Genomic DNA, 15,222 nt, shown 5'->3' on the forward strand with positions numbered 1-15,222 from the left:
CCAAAACGATGCTCGCTTCGAATGTCCAGCTGAATTCGGAAATAAAGCAACGATTCGGCCTGCTGATCACCGCTTTGAAAAGCAACGAACGGCACGAAGGTTCAGATTTACCTTGCCGCATGCGAAGGCGCGACGATCGATCGCGAAACTTCATGCCAGTCAGCATAGAAAACTTGGCACAACCCTTAGACACAAGCTTGTTGAATTTAGCAGGACATTGGGACAAAGTACCGGCTGGGGTAGTGTTTGCGATTTCTACTGTGCAATACGTGCACTTCACTTTTCATCGTGAACGCCGGACATGTGGTGACTAAAGGGCAAAATGGCTTTTGTTCTGAAGACCTTCGGGACGTTGCAGCTCGTTGACGGGGATGGGAACGCTGTCGCGTTTCCCGAGAAAGGGCTGTTGCTTCTCGCGTATTTGTTCACAACCGATCAAGGTTCGGCGGATCGAGCGACCTTGGCTCGCTTTCTTTGGGGCGAGGCCGACAGGGACGTTGCACTTTCGACTTTACGCAAGGTGATTTCGCGAATTAAGGCCCGTCAAAACGATCTCGGGGTAAACATCCTCTCCTCTCACGGCAACATGCTCACCCTCGACCAGGCGTCTCTGTCCTCCGATATGTTGCTGTCCGACAAGGACGAAGAGGTTGAGCCGTTCTCCCGACTGAGACAGCTGGTGAAACTGATGAACCAGCCTTTTCTGGGGCCGGTTCACAGCCATAGCCGTCATTTTCAGCGGTGGCTTGCCGAACGGGAAAACGACCATATCGAGCGTCTCGCAAATACGTTGAGAACGGCGTCCCGATTGGCCCAGTCGCGAACGGAATCCGAACTCGTGAAGAAGGCCGCGCTTATCCTGTTTCGGACCGAGCCGAAGGATCCGGAAACGCTGCAATTCCTCATACGGATCTTCAACGCGGAAGAGGAAGTTGAATCCCTTCGCAGCTATTTCGAGCAGCGGCGCAGTTCAACTTCGAAAGGCATGGCCGCGCGCACCGGATCCGATGACGGTGACGCAAAATCTCGCCGTTCGACATCCATGTCGTCGAAGGCGAAACTCGAGGCGGCTCTTCCCCTCGGGCCGGACGATATCCGCATTGCCATTCCCCGCTTGGTGCTGCTTCCGCCCAGGAACCAATCCGCTCGGCCGCAAGCCGGTTTTCTAGCCGCATCGTTGGTGGAGGATATCACAATCGGATTTTGCGTCTTCAACAGCCTGGAGGTCATCGCCCCGTATTCGGCGGTTCAGATCGGTCACCAGGTGGAGACGCAGAAGGCCTTCTTTGAACGACATCGCGTCAACTATATCCTCGACACGCGGATCAGCAGCAACGGCGATGAAGTGACGCTGTTCGCCCAACTGATCTTTTTCGATCAGAATCAAATTGTTTGGGCCGAAAGGTTCAGCCTCGATCGTATGGATCTCGCCAGAGACAGGAGAGTTGTTGCCCGACAGATCGCTCTCTCCGTGTCCAGCGAAATCGAGCGCCATGAGGCGTTGCGCGAAGATCTGAACCCGATCGCTTACCATCGATATCTTGTCGGCAGGCGGCACCTGGCGCGGCTGACACTTCCGAACCTGCGGCGCGCCCGCAAGGAAATGAAGGCCGCGCTCAGCGAAAGCCCCGATTTCGCCCCGGCGCAGAGTTCTATGGCGCGCACCTACTCCAAGGAATGGTTGCTGACGGCCCGAGGTGATATCGATCTTTTGCAATTGGCGGAGACTTTCGCAAAGCAGGCCACCAAGATGCGTTCGGACTTTGCCGACGGCTATCGCGAACTCGGTGTCGCCAAACTGTTGCAGGGCGCCTTTGATGAAAGCGCCGAAGCGATGGAGGTGGCGGAAAGCCTTGCACCACACTACGCCGACGTGATTGCCGACTACGCGGACACGTTGGTTCATTGTTCGCTCCCCGCCATGGCCTTGCGAAAGATCGAGCGGGCAATCGAGCTGAACCCGCTCGGTCCCGATACCTATTTCTGGACTGCTGCGGGGGCAAACTATGCCCTCGGCGAATTCGAAGCTTCGCTGGACTATATTGGGCAGATGGCCGATCCCAGTTTAGCGGACAGGCTGTCCGCCGCAAGTTGGGCCATGTTGGGTCATCAGGACAAGGCACGGATCTTCGTACGAAGGTTTCGTGAAGGCAACCCGGACTTCGATGTGGACAAGTGGTTGTCTGCAGTTCCAAGTAAAGAGCAATGGCATAAAGATCTTTATCGTGAAGGCCTGAAGAAAGCTGGATTTTAAACATCAATCGTTAGAGGGCAAAAACATGGCTACAGTTGTTGTTATTAGTGTTGAAGGTCAAGACGGGCTCTGGGTCGCTGATCTGGACGCCGGCACCGTACTGCCGCTGCCGGCCCCCAAGTCGGGCGGCCTGAAAGTGGTGACCGATCTTCGGGCCACCGGCGCGACGGTGACAAAGGGCGTGAATGTGGCCGTCACCGTCAAGTCGGCAGAGGCGGCGTTCTCCGGTCATTATGACGGCTAGTGGATGATCGTGGTGCTATAGCGCGTTTGCGTCAATGGCGTTGAAGACCCTGTAACGCTCTAAATTTTCGCATGATTTTATTCGGAGTCCAACGAAGCATTATGTGGAAACGCGCGAGACGGCGGCGAGCGGAAATTGACTTGCTCGCCGTCGAGCATCAGACATGCACTGCAGTGATGTGATCATAGTCGTTCTCTGTTCCGATCAAGTGTACCGGGTCTCAGCGATAATCTATCGGCTCCTGTCATAGGGGGCGATACCGGTCGCCCCGGACCATTTTCATAATACCGTTTGAATATGCATATATCTTGTGGATATAAGCGTGTTGTTGCTTGACAATGGCATTTTCGGTGCAAGGATTGCGCCGCGGCGGTTGAGTAAGTGTTGTCTTCTGGGAGTAGACGATGGTTTACGATTGGAGTGGGGCCAGGGTTCGGCGTGTCCGGATCTTCAAGGCCAGTGTCGCGCTTGTTCTGGGAACTGCGATGGCTGCAATACCACTGTTCTTCTGGGCCGTGCAGCTGCGCGATTTCTAACCTGCTATAATCAGCGTTCTGTGAGAGGAAGCGCATCTGGCGCTTTGGCCCCGCGCCACCTGTTGATTGCCCAGCCGGCGAGCAGCCCGAGGGCGGCGCCCGTTGCCTTGATGCCGGCATCATGCAGGCGCGGATGGCGCGTCGGCGAAAGGTACTGCAGATATTCGATGGCGACGCTACCAGCGATCAGCAGCATGGCCACCAATTTCCACTGTTTCGGATAGGCAAGCGCAAAGGCGAGGCCGACAAGAACATAGGCGCCGGCGCGGTCGGTATCGACCGTCGTAACGGTTTCCGGCCTCAGCCCGATCGGCGAAACCGTGACGAAGAGGATGAAGGCGAGCAGCAGCCAGGCGAGCGGTTTTGCGACGTTGAACGTGATCATGGCTTTATATTAGTGGCTGACGTTTTCATTGACAGTTAAAATCAGTTCATGTGCGGCCAATTTTGCGGTGGGTTTAAGAAAGGCTTTCGCAAACAGGCTGGCGGCGAACCGCAAATGGCCGAAACGGGCTTTCATTTGCCGGCCGGCCTATGCCATAGCGGCGCTGTAATTGTGAAAATGGACCATGCCCGTGACCAGACTTGATGTCGAAAGCGCCGAAGAAGCAATGCGCAGCCTCTTTCCGGCAACGCCGCTGCAGCTCAACGATCATCTATCGGCGCGCTACGGGGCCGATATCTGGCTGAAGCGCGAGGATCTGTCGCCGGTGCGCTCCTATAAGATCCGCGGCGCTTTCAATTTCTTCCGCAAGGCAATCGGGCAGGGGGCGGTCGGCAAGACCTTCGTCTGCGCCTCGGCCGGCAATCACGCCCAAGGCTTCGCCTTCGTCTGCCGCCATTTCGGCGTGCCGGGCGTTGTCTTCATGCCGGTAACGACACCGCAGCAGAAGATCGACAAGACACGCATGTTCGGCGCCGAATTCATCACCATCCGGCTGTTCGGCGACTTCTTCGACCAGTGCTATCAGGCCGCGCGCGACCATGTCGAGGCGGTCGGCGGCGTCATGGTGCCGCCCTTCGACCATGCCGATATCATCGAGGGGCAGGCGACCGTTGCCGCTGAAATCATGCAGCAACTGCCTGAAGGAACGGTGCCCGATATGGTCGTCCTGCCGGTCGGCGGCGGCGGCCTTGCGGCCGGCATTACCGGTTATCTCCACGGCACCGTGCCGAAATCGGCTTTCGTCTTCACCGAGCCCGCCGGCGCGCCGAGCCTTAAACGCAGCATCGAGGCCGGCAAGCTGACGACGCTTGCCAAGGTCGATAACTTCGTCGACGGCGCCGCCGTTGCCCGGATCGGCGACCTGAATTTCGCTGCTCTCTGCAATTTTCCGGCTGAGCAGGTGCACCTGATGCCGGAGAATGCCATCTGCGTTACCATTCAGGAGATGCTGAATGTCGAGGGCGTCGTGCTGGAGCCGGCCGGCGCCCTGTCGCTGACGGCGATCGCCGCGATGGACCGCGACGCGATCCGCGGCAAGACCATCGTCGCCGTCGTCTCCGGCGGCAATTTCGATTTCGAGCGTCTGCCTGACGTGAAGGAAAGAGCCATGCGTTACGCAGGGCTGAAGAAATACTTCATCCTGCGGCTTGCCCAGCGGCCCGGGGCGCTACGGGATTTCCTCAATCTGCTCGGCCCCGACGACGATATCGCTCGTTTCGAATATCTGAAGAAATCAGCGCGCAATTTCGGCTCGATCCTGATCGGCATCGAAACCAAGGCGCCGGAGAATTTCGCTAGGCTGATCGGAAATTTCGAAGCTGCCGGCATGGGTTACGAGGATATCACTGAAAACGAGATCCTCGCCAACCTGATCATTTGACTTGGCGACGACGATATCACCGTGCTAAAGGCGGATCATGGCTTCGTTCATTTCAAATATCTTTTCGATGTTCTCCGGCGGCAGCAAACCCGCCTCGGAGGCGGCAGGCCCTTCCGGCGAGCCGCAGCTTTACAATGATTGCACGATCTATGCGGAGCCGCGTAGGGAAGGCAGCCAATATCGCCTTGCCGGCCGCATCGAAAAGAAGGTCGGCGACGAGGTGCTGGTGCGCAATTTCATCCGCGCCGATCTGTTTACCTCTTCCGACGATGCGCTCGAATGCACAGTGCGCAAGGCTCAGCAGATCATCGATCAGCATGGTTCGTCACTCTTTGGTGACGGTGAGAAGCTTCGTCAGGTCTGAAATCAGTATCTGCCGGATCGGCCTGCCGGCCACAATTATTGATGTTTTTCAATCCTGTGACCCCGTTCCTCGGGTAAGCGCAATCGTGCTCACGCATTCTTAAAGGATTGCGGTCAAAGGTATCGCCTGCAGCATGTGCGGGGCCGCCCTCGTGTTTGACTTTTTCGGACGATCGACCAATGGATCCGCTGTCGCGATCGCCGCGCCCGCGCTCCGTCGACCGCGCCGGCCTGAAGCCGGAGTGGTGTGATGGGGACGTTCAACCTCGCTCTCTTCGCCGTTGAAGCCGTCGCCTATTTCTCGCTGATGGTCACGCTTCTACATTTCCGTCATCGGCTCGGTCTTGGCGTCTTCCTGACGGCGCTGGGCGTCATGCATTTCATGGAAACCTATCTGGCGGCGGTCTTCTACGTCTCGTTGCCGTTCGGGGATGTGTCGCCGGGTTCGTCGGTCTTCTTCTCCGGCAAGCTGATGATGATCCTGATGCTTTACCGGCAGGAGGATGCCGCGACGGTGCGCCAGCCAATCTACGGCCTGTTCCTCGGCAACCTGCTGACCGTCGGCATCGCCTGGGTGCTGCAACTGCACCTGCCGCTGCAAATGTCGCCCAATCACACGCCGGACGTCGATTTCCTCAAAGAGATGGGCTGGTTGATGGTCTGGGGCACGGCGCTGCTCTACGTCGATTCACTCGGCATCATCCTGCTTTACGAAAAACTCGGCGATTTCTTCCGCCGGCGCGTCGTACTGCGTTTCCTGATTTCCGGATTTGTGCTGCTGACCTTCGACCAGATCGGCTTCTTTGCCGCGTTGAATTATTTTCTGGATGTGCCGATCGCTGCATTCTGGGCCGGATGGAAGGCGAAAATGCTGGCCGTCTGCCTCTATGCGGCGATGTTTGCGATCTACGAATATCGTATTCGCCGGGGCGGAGCGAGCGTGTCGGCACGCTCGATCAGCGACGTGTTCGGCGACCTGACATTCCGCGAGCGTTACAACGATCTTCTGGAGCGCACCGGCCGTGATATGCTGACCGGCGTTTACGATCGCACGCGCATGGAGGTTGAAGCACCGCTAATGCTGCGCGAGGCACTGAAGCAGGGGCTGTTTGCCACCGTCCTCATTCTCGATGCCGATCACTTTAAGGATGTCAACGACGGCTACGGTCATCTCCAGGGCGATGAGGTTCTGAAGGCGATCGCCGCCCGATTGGGGACGACGTTGCGCTCGAGCGACCGTGTCTTCCGCTTCGGCGGCGAGGAATTCGTTGCCATCTGCCCGGGCACCGACCACGAGGAAGGTCTGCTGCTTGCCGAGCGCCTGCGCTGGACGATCGCCACCAGTGTCAAGACGCCGGATGACCGGCCGGTCACGGTCAGTATCGGCGTTGCGACCGCCGACGAGGACGGTGTCGACTTTACCGCTGTGCTGGCGGCGGCCGATGGCCGGCTTTATGCTGCCAAGAAGAGCGGCCGCAACTGCGTCATCGGCCGTTCCGGCATGGTGAAACTCGGTTAACCCCGTCGCACTGGTCACCGTTGGCTGCGGCAGTGTTTGGGATGTTGCTCATACCGAAACATTATCCAATAGATTTCAGTAAATTCAATGGGTTGCGTTGACGCTAAAAACGGCTTGTTAGCCTAACATAAACGTGATCTGCCTTGCCGCAATGTTCGAATGAGCGTTGTTGCGAGGGGCGCGCGAAAACATGAGTAATTCGGCTGCACGGAAGAAAGTCGATGGCGGCGAGTTTATCGTTTTGTGTATCGGCGGATTTTTTCTTTCGATCGCCTATGGCGTCACCTTTCTGATCCCGGCGCTGGTCGGTCAGCGCGGTGGGGACGAGGCGCTGGCCGGCCTTGTCATCTCGGCCGCGACTGTCAGCACCGTTATTCTCGTCATCTTGTCAGGCCACATCGCGGATGCCATCGGCTCTGCCCGGGCGGTGGCTGTTTCGGGACTGTTTCTTGCGGCATCAGCGCTGGGATTTGCCATGGTCCCATCGGCCGGGTTGAGCCTGATGATTGTCGGCTTCATTCTCGGCATCGGCTGGGGCACGTTTTATGCGCTTGGACCGATTCTGGTCGCGGCGATCGTCGAACCCGAGCATCGGATCAGGTTCTTTGCCTTGCTTTCAGGATCGATGATGTCGGGCATCGGTGCCGGGCCGATCATTGGCCGTATTGCCACCGGCTGGTCCATGCCGATCGAGACGGCTTTCACCTTTGCGTTCCTGTCCAGTCTCGCCGGTGGCGTGCTTTATTTTTTGCTGCATCGCCGGCTGACAAATGCCGGCAAGATTCTGCCCCACGTCAACAAGATCTCGTTTGGCGCTGCGCGTGAGGTCATCGGTTCGCGGGCAATCTATTCCATCGTCATGGTCGGCATCGGCGGCGCGATCTTCGGTGGGTTGTCCAGCTTTCAGACGAGCTACGCCAAGGCGCACGGATTCGACTACTCTTTGTTTTTCATCGGCTTCATGTCCGCCGCGATTCTGAGCCGGCTGTTCGTGGCGGGATATGTGGTTAGGAAAGACCCGCTCTATTCGCTTTTGGTCCTGACAAGTATGACGCTGGCATCGATCCTGCTCTTCCTGATGCTGACATCAAATCAGTTTGTCTATCTGGGAGGTGCAGCGATGCTGGGGCTGGGCTATGGGCTGACCTATTCCGTCATCAACGGCCTCGCGGCAAATGAAGCTCCTGCCGGCCTTATGCCGCAATCGCTTCTGTTATTCTCGCTGGCCTATATCATCGGCGTCTTCGGCTTTCCCCTGATTGCCGGCCATCTGATCGTCTCCGCCGGCATCCAGGCCATGCTGTACGTCGTGCTCCTGCTTGCCGTCGTCAACTTGGCAATCGTTCTGTTGCGTATTGCCCACCGTGCGCGGAATGGCTGAGCGAAACTGGTGGCAAGATGCGCGGCTCGGGCAAGTTCGACTTGCCCAGGCCTGTTCGCTTGCGCTTAACCGGCGCGGAAGATCTTGGCGCCGGACGGGGCGCTCGTCATGCCGCCATCAACAGTGATCTCGATGCCGGTGACATTGGCCGCATCATCTGAGGCCAGATAGAGTGCTGCCTTGGCGATTTCGTCGGCTTCGCTCATGCGGCCAAGCGGGCTCATCCCGCCGATACGGGCTTCCAGCGCCGACATCGCGTCTTCCGTCTGAGCCATCGGCGACCAGATCGGCGTCTTCGTGCCACCTGGTGTCACCTGGTTGACGCGGATGCCGCGGGGCGCGAGTTCGGAGGCCATGTTACGCGTCAGCGCGCGGACCGCCGCCTTGGTCGCCGCATAGGCCGACCAGCCGGGCGCGCCGAGCACGGCATGCACCGAACCGTTGAGGATCACCGACGCGCCGTCGCTGAGATGCGGCAGGGCTGCCTGCACGGTGAAGAAAACCGCCGTGAGATTGGTGCTGATGATCTGATTGAATTGCTCCGGCGATGTCTCGCCGAGCGGCGTCGCGCCGCCGATGCCGGCATTGGCGAAGACGATGTCGAACTTGCCGACTTTTTCGGCGGCTTCCGCAAAGGCCTTCTCGGTAGCGGCGGCATCGGTGACGTCGACCTTCAGCGCCAGCACGCCGGCGCCGAGCGCCTTTTCGGCGGCAGCCAGCGTTTCCGGGTTGCGGCCGGTGATCACCACCCTGGCGCCCTCATCGATGAAGACCTTCGCGGTCGCAAGACCGATACCGCTGTTTCCGCCGGTGATCAGCGCGACCTTATTTCTTAGACGCATGATTCATGCTCCTCTTGGAATTGGCAACGATCTGGATTATGATCGTTATCTATAAGGATTACGACTGTAATCCATATGAGTCAAGAGGCAGTACCGGGAGATTTCGATGGGTCGTTCGCAGCTGGAAAAACAGAAGACGCACGAGAGGATCGTCGAGACCGCGTCGAAGCGGCTGCGCGAGGCGGGGCTCGACGGTATCGGCGTCGCCGACCTGATGAAGGAGGCGGGACTGACCGTCGGCGGCTTCTACAAGCATTTCGCCTCCCGCGACGATCTCGTCGCCGAGGCGATCCAGTCTGCATTCGATTCATGGGGACGCAAGCTGGAAGCCGAGGGGGTGAACCCGGCGGAGATGACGGCTGCCGATGTCGCCGATCGTTACGTCAGTGTCCATCACCGCGACAATCCCGGCGACGGTTGCCCCTTTGCGGCGCTGACCTCCGATATATCACGCAGCGGCGAGAAGGCGCGGGCGATCGCCACCGACGGGCTCAAGCGCAATTTCGCGTCATTGGCGAACAAGGCTGCGGGTGCGGACGAAGGATCAAGGCGGCGCAAGGCGATCATGGCCTTCGCGATGATGGCCGGCGGGGTCGGCCTTGCGAGAGTTTCATCTGATGGGGAACTCTCGGACGAAATCCTGGCGACGGTCCGGGATTTTGTCGCCGATATCGATAAATGAAAACGGCCGGCAAGAGCCGGCCGTCCCATGTAGCGTTTTAGACGCCGATCAGGCGGCCAGCGCGATTTCCTGGACGCGCGATTTGGCGGCGTCGATGGCCTTTTCCGCAGCTTCCGGACCGAATGCCAGGCCTTCGACATAGATGGTCTCGATATCGGTGATGCCGAGGAAGCCGAGAACCGACTTCAAATACGGTACGGCATGGTTCAAGGGAGCGGCCGGACCCTGCGAATAGACGCCGCCCGAGGTGAGCACCACGTAAACCTTCTTGCCGGTGAGCAGGCCGACCGGGCCGCTTTCCGTGTACTTGAAGGTCACGCCGGCGCGGGCGATGTTGTCGATCCAGGTCTTCAGCGACGAGTAGATGTTGAAGTTGATGAGACCCGTGCTGATGACGATCGTATCGGCGGCAAAGAGTTCATTGACAAGTTCGTCGGAGGTCTTGATGGCGGCGACTTCCTCGGTGGTGCGGGCTTCGGCCGGCTTGCGGATGGCGCCAGTGAAAAGGTCGTCGATATGCGGCAGCGGGTTGGCGGCCAGGTCGCGGCGAACGAGGACGCTGCCCGGGCTCTGGCTGTTCAGCTTCTCGGCGAGATCGACGGCGATCGGCGTCGAGAGCGATTCGGCACGCGGGCTGGACGTCAGAAGAAGGATGGACGACATGGTGCATTTCCTTTTGAATTGAATTTGACGGCCCGTGGCTGGGAGGTGAGCCGCAGTCTCGACGAGGAAAATAGGTCTGGCCCGCTATCGAAAAAACGGTGATAATGTCGATCGAAACTATCGATGGAATGGATGGATATGCTTCCGAACCCGACCCTGGACCAATTGCAGGTGTTTTTGACCGTCGCCGAGACCGGCAGCTTTTCGGCCGCCTCGCGGGCGCTGAACCGGGCGCAGTCGGTCGTCAGCTATACGATCGCCAATCTGGAGGCGCAGCTTGAAGTGGCGCTTTTCGAGCGCTCAGGCGCCCGCCAGCCGAAGCTGACGGAGGCGGGCAAGGCGATGCTGGAGGATGCGCGGCGTATTCTGGGCGACCTGCAGGTGATGCGGGCCCGCGTCAAGAGCTTGCGGGAAGGGCTTGAAGCGGAGGTGTCCGTCGCCATCAGCGTCATGGTGCCGTCCCGGGCCGTGGTCGATGTGCTGCACGAATTTCGCGAAAGGTTTCCATCCGTTTCGTTGAACCTCAATGTCGGCGAGCTCGGCGTCGTCATGGACCTCGTCCTCAGCGGCAAGGCGACCATCGGCATTGGCGGCGCAGTCCTCAAGCAGGATGATTCGGTCGTCACCGAGCGGATCGGCCACTCCTTCATGCTGCCGGTTGCGGCGCCCAACCACCCGCTTGCCGGGATCGATCGGCCGCTGACGCTGGGCGACGTGCGCGAGGAAGTGCAACTCGTCGTCACCGATGCGTCGGGCCGGACGAAGGGCCGCGATTTCAACGTTCTTTCCTACAAGACATGGCGCGTCAGCGATATTGCCACGAAGCATCAGCTCATCAAGGCCGGTCTCGGCTGGGGCGGTCTTCCGGCTTCAGTGATGCATGACGATTTGCGCAGCGGCGCGCTTATCCATCTCGACCTGGAGGCCTACGAACAGGGCGAGTATGCCATCTATTCGATGCGCCAGCTCGCCAACCCGCCCGGACCGGCTGCGGCCTGGATGATCGAGGCGTTCCGCACGCGGCTTTCGGCCTGCCCGAACCAAGCCGATTTCCATGCTGAGATGGCGGAGCTGCGTGAGCCTGCGACGCCGCTCGCGGCCGAATGACGAAGGCGCGAGCGCGCCTTCGCCGGCATCTCTTGCCGCTTAAAGCACCAGCCTGAACTTCGAGAAACCGTCGGCGCCGTCGCCGGCATCCTCGATCTTGACGCTCTTGACCGCCGCGAGGAACTGCTTCGCCTTTGGGCCGCTCTCGAAGGTTGCCGTCGTGCCCGGCAGCGGCTTGAAGGTCCAGTTCGCATCGGCCGTCGGATTGATCGTGCCCTGGTCGTGGATGTAGCGGACGATGACGTCGCGATTGGTATCCGGCGCCTGGAAGATCACCTTGTCCGCGGCAATCTCCGGGAAATTGCCGCCGCCGCCGGCGCGGTAGTTGTTGGAGACGACAACGAACTTCTGGGCAGGATCGATCGGCTTACCGTCGAAGGCGAGATTCTGGATGCGGTTGGCATCCGGATTGATCGCCTTGCCGGACGAATCATATTTCGGCGGCTGCGACAGGTCGATCTGATAGGTCACGCCGTCGATGACGTCGAAATTGTAGGACGGGAAGTCGTTGTTGAGCAGAGCCGCGTTCTTCGAGCCGGCCTCGATGTGGTTGAACATGCCGGCCGACATTTCGAGCCAGTTCTTCACCTGTGCGCCGGTGATGGCAACGGCCTGCACCGTGTTCGGGTAGAGATAGAGGTCGGCGACGTTCTTGATGGCGATGTCACCGGCCGGAACGTCGGTATAGTAGTCGGCGCCGCCGCGGCCGCCGGCCTTGAAAGGGGCGGTCGCCGAAAGCACCGGCAGATCCTTGAACTTCGTGTCGGCCAGCATCTGCTTGATGTACCAGGTCTGAGCCTGGGAGACGACCTGAACGGAGGGATCGTCGGCGACGAGCGCGAAGTAGGAATAGAGCGGTGCCGACGTTTTGCCGACGGGGGTGCGGACATAGGCAAGCGTCGCCTCATGCTCGGCTTTGGCGGCCTCGACCACATCCTTCTTGTCGGCATAGTCGGCGACCACCTTCTTCTTGTCGTCGCGATGATAGATCGGCCGGGCTTCCGAGGTGAAGTCGACGATCTTCCAGCTATTGCCGTCTTTTTCCAGCAACAGGTCGATCAGGCCGAGATGCGAACCCCAGAAGCCGGCCATTACGGCGGGCTTGCCATGCAGCGTGCCCTTGACCGGATCGGCATTGGCGATGCCGTCCCAGCTCTTCGGGCCGGGGAAGACGAGATGCTGGTGGCCGGTGAAGATCGCATCAATCCCCTGGACGCCGGCCAGATGCAGCGAGGCGTTTTCCATCTTTTCGGACGGCGCGGCTCCGTCGATGCCGGAATGGGAGAGCGCGATGACGATATCGGCGCCGGCCTCCTTCATGGCGGGAACCCAGGCCTTGGCGGCCTCGACGATGTCACGCGTCTGCGCCTTGCCTTCGAGATTCTTGATGTCCCAGAGCATGATCTGCGGCGGTACGAAGCCGATGAAGCCGATCTTGACCGGGCTCTCCTTGCCGGCGCCGTCCTTGATCTGTTTTTCCACGATAAGGTAAGGCTTGAAGAAGAGATCGTCCTGCTTCGGGTCCGAGGCGAGCTGGCCCTTGGTCAGGTTGGCGCAGACGAAGGGGAAGTTCGCGCCCGACAGGACCTTGAACATGAAGTCGAGCCCGTAATTGAACTCGTGATTCCCCAGCGTTCCCACCGTATAGCCGAGGGTGTTCATCGCCTTGATCACCGGGTGGACGTCGCCGTCCTTCATGCCGTGCTGATAGGCCATATAGTCGCCCATCGGATTGCCCTGCAGCACATCGCCATTGTCGATCAGCAGCGAGTTGACGGCCTCGGCGCGGATATTGTCGATGATCGTTCCGGTGCGCGACAGCCCCATCGTGTCGTTCGGCTTGTCGGCATAATAGTCATAGGGGAAGACGTTGACGTGAATATCCGTCGTTTCCATCAGGCGAAGATGGGCCTGGTTGGCGCTGGCGCGGGCGCTGAAGGGATGCAGCAGCACCAGGGCGGAAGTGGCGGCAAGCCCGCCAAGCAGGGAACGGCGGCTCATGACGCCAACGTCGAAAATGGAAGACATCGAAACTCTCCTATAGGGATCATGCATCGTCCGGCCCGTCAGAATTAAGACGATTTGGCGAGGAGTACACTGCAAAAATGACAGGACGGCAAAACAATCCGCGGTGGAAGCGGCATGGCTGCGAAATGCAATTTATGCTGCAGTCTGGCTGTCGGGGCCAGGATCAATTTAAGGGTCGGCGCCAGACCGCCGCAGCCACAGGGTGCCGTCAATCTGGACGTCACATCGGCTCCAGCGACTGGATCTCAGCCGCATCTTCGCCGCGAAGGCGGTGCGGCCTTACGATTTCAGCGTCAACGTCGCCGAAGGAGATGGGCGGTCGCCGTTGGTGGCGGCTCTAAGTTGGCGCACCGCCAGCACCGGCCGTATTTCCTGATGGAAGAAACGGAAATAGGAGGAGACCTGCGCCCGGGCATTCGAGTTGACGTCGAACTGGATGCCGACGCGGCCATTGTGCATCCAGCGGATGACACCTTCGATGAGCCCGAGGTTTTCGGCTTCGATGCGCACCTTGCTGCCGGAAGCGGCGTGGAGCGGTCCCCTCATCTCCAGGGCGGCGCCGGTTGCCGACAGGTTGAGAATGCGGGCATCCACCTGGCTGTTCAGGTATTTAACATGGCCGAAGACACGGCAGCTTTTCCGGTCGGCCTTGCGAGCCGTGATTTTGAGGTTGCGGGTCATGCGTTCTCCCTTGAGATGGCAGGGAGTATAGCGCCCGAAAATTGAAATGGTTTTAGGGGCTTGGCTAAAATTGCAGTGAAACGTCAATTGGCGGCGGCAGCCCTGCGGCCCACCACATGTTCGCGCCAGATGGTGAAGATTCCGGCCGCAACCACGATGGCCGAGCCGATGATCGTATTGAGGCTGAGCGTTTCGTCATAGATCGTCACACCGATGATCGAGGCGTAGACCAGTGACAGATAGGTCAGCGGCTGGACGGCGGCGGCATCGAGAAGATCGTAGGCGCGGATAAGGAAATAATGGCTGGAAATGCTGGTCATGCAGACGAGCGCCATCCATCCCCAGTCGCCGGGCGACATCCAGCTCCAGTAGAACGGGCCGACCAGCGTCATGGTCACGCCGCCGACGACGCCGGTATAGAAGAAACTAGTCATCGACGAATCGTCGCGGCTGACGAGGCGGGTGGCGATAACGTAGAAGGCGAAGTTGAAGCAGGAGATGACGGCGAGAAGCAGCTTCACGTCGAAAAACTCGCCTTCCGGCTTCAGGATCAGCAGCACCCCGAAAAGTCCGGCGCCGATCGCTGCCCACCGCCGCCAACCGACCCGCTCGCCGAGGATCGGTATCGCCAGCAGCGCGACCAGGATCGGCGTCGCGGAAAAGATCGCCTGTGAACGGGCAAGGCCGATCACCGCAAAACAGGTGATGGCCAGAACCACCTGAACCGCAAGCAGAACGCCGCGCGTCACCTGAAGGAAGGGGCGTTTGGTGCGGGCCGTCGCCTTGATACCGCCGCGCATCTTGGAGGCGAGGATGACGGTGAAAAGTGCGAAGGCCCAGTAGCGGATCATCGTCACGAAGATCGGCGGATAGCTCGTCGCCAGATGTTTCGAGATGGCGTCCTGCAGGGAGAAGATGGTGAGCGCCAGCAGAACGAAAATATAGCCTTGAGTCTTCGATGTCATGACGTGCCATTACTGCATGATTTCATCCTTAAATCGGAACCGTTTCGGGATGGAATTATGCAGAAGTCTAAAGTGTTACAGCGTCCTCTGCGCGTCTGAAAAGACACGCGGCGCTGTAGCGGGAAACGCCC

At 59.4% G+C, this 15,222-nt stretch carries 14 protein-coding genes; 8 read left to right on the top strand and 6 right to left on the bottom strand.

Annotation, left to right across the window (positions count from 1 at the left end):
• Positions 1–322: 322 nt before the first annotated feature.
• A complete protein-coding gene (locus RCCGE510_RS06525; protein WP_007628309.1) occupies positions 323–2,254 on the top strand; it encodes a hypothetical protein in 1,932 nt (643 codons plus the stop codon).
• Positions 2,255–2,279: 25 nt separating this feature from the next.
• Positions 2,280–2,498: a hypothetical protein gene (locus RCCGE510_RS06530; protein ID WP_007628311.1), complete on the top strand. Its 219-nt coding sequence runs from the start codon at positions 2,280–2,282 to the stop codon at positions 2,496–2,498.
• Between the two features lie 546 nt (positions 2,499–3,044).
• Here RCCGE510_RS06530 and RCCGE510_RS06535 read toward each other — a convergent pair.
• On the bottom strand, positions 3,045–3,419 hold the full coding sequence (locus RCCGE510_RS06535; RefSeq protein ID WP_007628315.1) for an antibiotic resistance protein VanZ: 375 nt from the start codon (positions 3,417–3,419) through the stop codon (positions 3,045–3,047).
• A 190-nt stretch (positions 3,420–3,609) separates the two neighbouring features.
• On the opposite strand from RCCGE510_RS06535, the gene ilvA reads away from it, so the two are divergent.
• From ilvA to RCCGE510_RS06555, 4 genes are all read left to right on the top strand, one after another.
• Positions 3,610–4,860 carry a threonine ammonia-lyase gene (ilvA, locus tag RCCGE510_RS06540; RefSeq protein WP_037078005.1) on the top strand — a complete coding sequence of 417 codons (1,251 nt, stop codon included), beginning with the start codon at positions 3,610–3,612 and terminating at the stop codon, positions 4,858–4,860.
• A 37-nt stretch (positions 4,861–4,897) separates the two neighbouring features.
• Positions 4,898–5,224, top strand: a complete 327-nt coding sequence (locus RCCGE510_RS06545) for an HlyU family transcriptional regulator (RefSeq protein WP_007628319.1) — start codon at positions 4,898–4,900, stop codon at positions 5,222–5,224.
• Positions 5,225–5,470: 246 nt separating this feature from the next.
• Complete coding sequence (locus tag RCCGE510_RS06550) at positions 5,471–6,742, top strand: GGDEF domain-containing protein (protein WP_037077972.1); 1,272 nt, start codon at positions 5,471–5,473, stop codon at positions 6,740–6,742.
• Between the two features lie 190 nt (positions 6,743–6,932).
• Positions 6,933–8,123, top strand: a complete 1,191-nt coding sequence (locus RCCGE510_RS06555; protein WP_007628323.1) for an MFS transporter — start codon at positions 6,933–6,935, stop codon at positions 8,121–8,123.
• 65 nt (positions 8,124–8,188) lie between these two features.
• Here RCCGE510_RS06555 and RCCGE510_RS06560 read toward each other — a convergent pair whose 3' ends face one another.
• Entirely contained in the window at positions 8,189–8,965 is a 777-nt protein-coding gene (locus RCCGE510_RS06560; RefSeq protein ID WP_007628325.1) for a glucose 1-dehydrogenase, read from the bottom strand.
• 106 nt (positions 8,966–9,071) lie between these two features.
• On the opposite strand from RCCGE510_RS06560, the gene RCCGE510_RS06565 reads away from it, so the two are divergent.
• The gene (locus RCCGE510_RS06565) at positions 9,072–9,647 is read left to right on the top strand and encodes a TetR/AcrR family transcriptional regulator (RefSeq protein WP_007628328.1); all 576 of its coding nucleotides are present in this window, start codon (positions 9,072–9,074) and stop codon (positions 9,645–9,647) included.
• Between the two features lie 48 nt (positions 9,648–9,695).
• Here RCCGE510_RS06565 and RCCGE510_RS06570 read toward each other — a convergent pair whose 3' ends face one another.
• Positions 9,696–10,310: an FMN-dependent NADH-azoreductase gene (locus RCCGE510_RS06570; RefSeq protein ID WP_007628330.1), complete on the bottom strand. Its 615-nt coding sequence runs from the start codon at positions 10,308–10,310 to the stop codon at positions 9,696–9,698.
• 138 nt (positions 10,311–10,448) lie between these two features.
• Between RCCGE510_RS06570 and RCCGE510_RS06575 the strand changes: the two genes are divergently transcribed.
• Positions 10,449–11,417 (top strand): LysR family transcriptional regulator, encoded by a 969-nt coding sequence (locus RCCGE510_RS06575; protein WP_007628332.1) that lies wholly within the window; start codon positions 10,449–10,451, stop codon positions 11,415–11,417.
• 39 nt (positions 11,418–11,456) lie between these two features.
• Here the strand turns inward: RCCGE510_RS06575 and RCCGE510_RS06580 are convergent, their stop codons facing one another.
• From RCCGE510_RS06580 to RCCGE510_RS06590, 3 genes are all read right to left on the bottom strand, one after another.
• Positions 11,457–13,445, bottom strand: coding sequence for a bifunctional 2',3'-cyclic-nucleotide 2'-phosphodiesterase/3'-nucleotidase (locus tag RCCGE510_RS06580; protein ID WP_007628334.1), 1,989 nt, complete (start codon positions 13,443–13,445; stop codon positions 11,457–11,459).
• Between the two features lie 279 nt (positions 13,446–13,724).
• Entirely contained in the window at positions 13,725–14,126 is a 402-nt protein-coding gene (locus RCCGE510_RS06585) for a PilZ domain-containing protein (protein WP_007628336.1), read from the bottom strand.
• 83 nt (positions 14,127–14,209) lie between these two features.
• Positions 14,210–15,091, bottom strand: a complete 882-nt coding sequence (locus tag RCCGE510_RS06590) for a DMT family transporter (RefSeq protein WP_007628338.1) — start codon at positions 15,089–15,091, stop codon at positions 14,210–14,212.
• Positions 15,092–15,222: the final 131 nt, after the last annotated feature.

The organism is Rhizobium sp. CCGE 510 (assembly GCF_000292525.1).
Taxonomy (GTDB): domain Bacteria; phylum Pseudomonadota; class Alphaproteobacteria; order Rhizobiales; family Rhizobiaceae; genus Rhizobium.

Bases quoted from the DNA above. Each gene is read 5' to 3' on its own strand.
- RCCGE510_RS06580 (WP_007628334.1), bottom strand. From the start codon at position 13,445: ATGTCTTCCATTTTCGACGTTGGCGTCATGAGCCGCCGTTCCCTGCTT.
- RCCGE510_RS06535 (WP_007628315.1), bottom strand. From the start codon at position 3,419: ATGATCACGTTCAACGTCGCAAAACCGCTCGCCTGGCTGCTGCTCGCC.
- RCCGE510_RS06565 (WP_007628328.1), top strand. From the start codon at position 9,072: ATGGGTCGTTCGCAGCTGGAAAAACAGAAGACGCACGAGAGGATCGTC.
- RCCGE510_RS06575 (WP_007628332.1), top strand. From the start codon at position 10,449: ATGCTTCCGAACCCGACCCTGGACCAATTGCAGGTGTTTTTGACCGTC.
- RCCGE510_RS06525 (WP_007628309.1), top strand. From the start codon at position 323: ATGGCTTTTGTTCTGAAGACCTTCGGGACGTTGCAGCTCGTTGACGGG.
- RCCGE510_RS06570 (WP_007628330.1), bottom strand. From the start codon at position 10,310: ATGTCGTCCATCCTTCTTCTGACGTCCAGCCCGCGTGCCGAATCGCTC.
- RCCGE510_RS06545 (WP_007628319.1), top strand. From the start codon at position 4,898: ATGGCTTCGTTCATTTCAAATATCTTTTCGATGTTCTCCGGCGGCAGC.
- RCCGE510_RS06530 (WP_007628311.1), top strand. From the start codon at position 2,280: ATGGCTACAGTTGTTGTTATTAGTGTTGAAGGTCAAGACGGGCTCTGG.
- RCCGE510_RS06555 (WP_007628323.1), top strand. From the start codon at position 6,933: ATGAGTAATTCGGCTGCACGGAAGAAAGTCGATGGCGGCGAGTTTATC.
- RCCGE510_RS06585 (WP_007628336.1), bottom strand. From the start codon at position 14,126: ATGACCCGCAACCTCAAAATCACGGCTCGCAAGGCCGACCGGAAAAGC.
- RCCGE510_RS06560 (WP_007628325.1), bottom strand. From the start codon at position 8,965: ATGCGTCTAAGAAATAAGGTCGCGCTGATCACCGGCGGAAACAGCGGT.
- RCCGE510_RS06590 (WP_007628338.1), bottom strand. From the start codon at position 15,091: ATGACATCGAAGACTCAAGGCTATATTTTCGTTCTGCTGGCGCTCACC.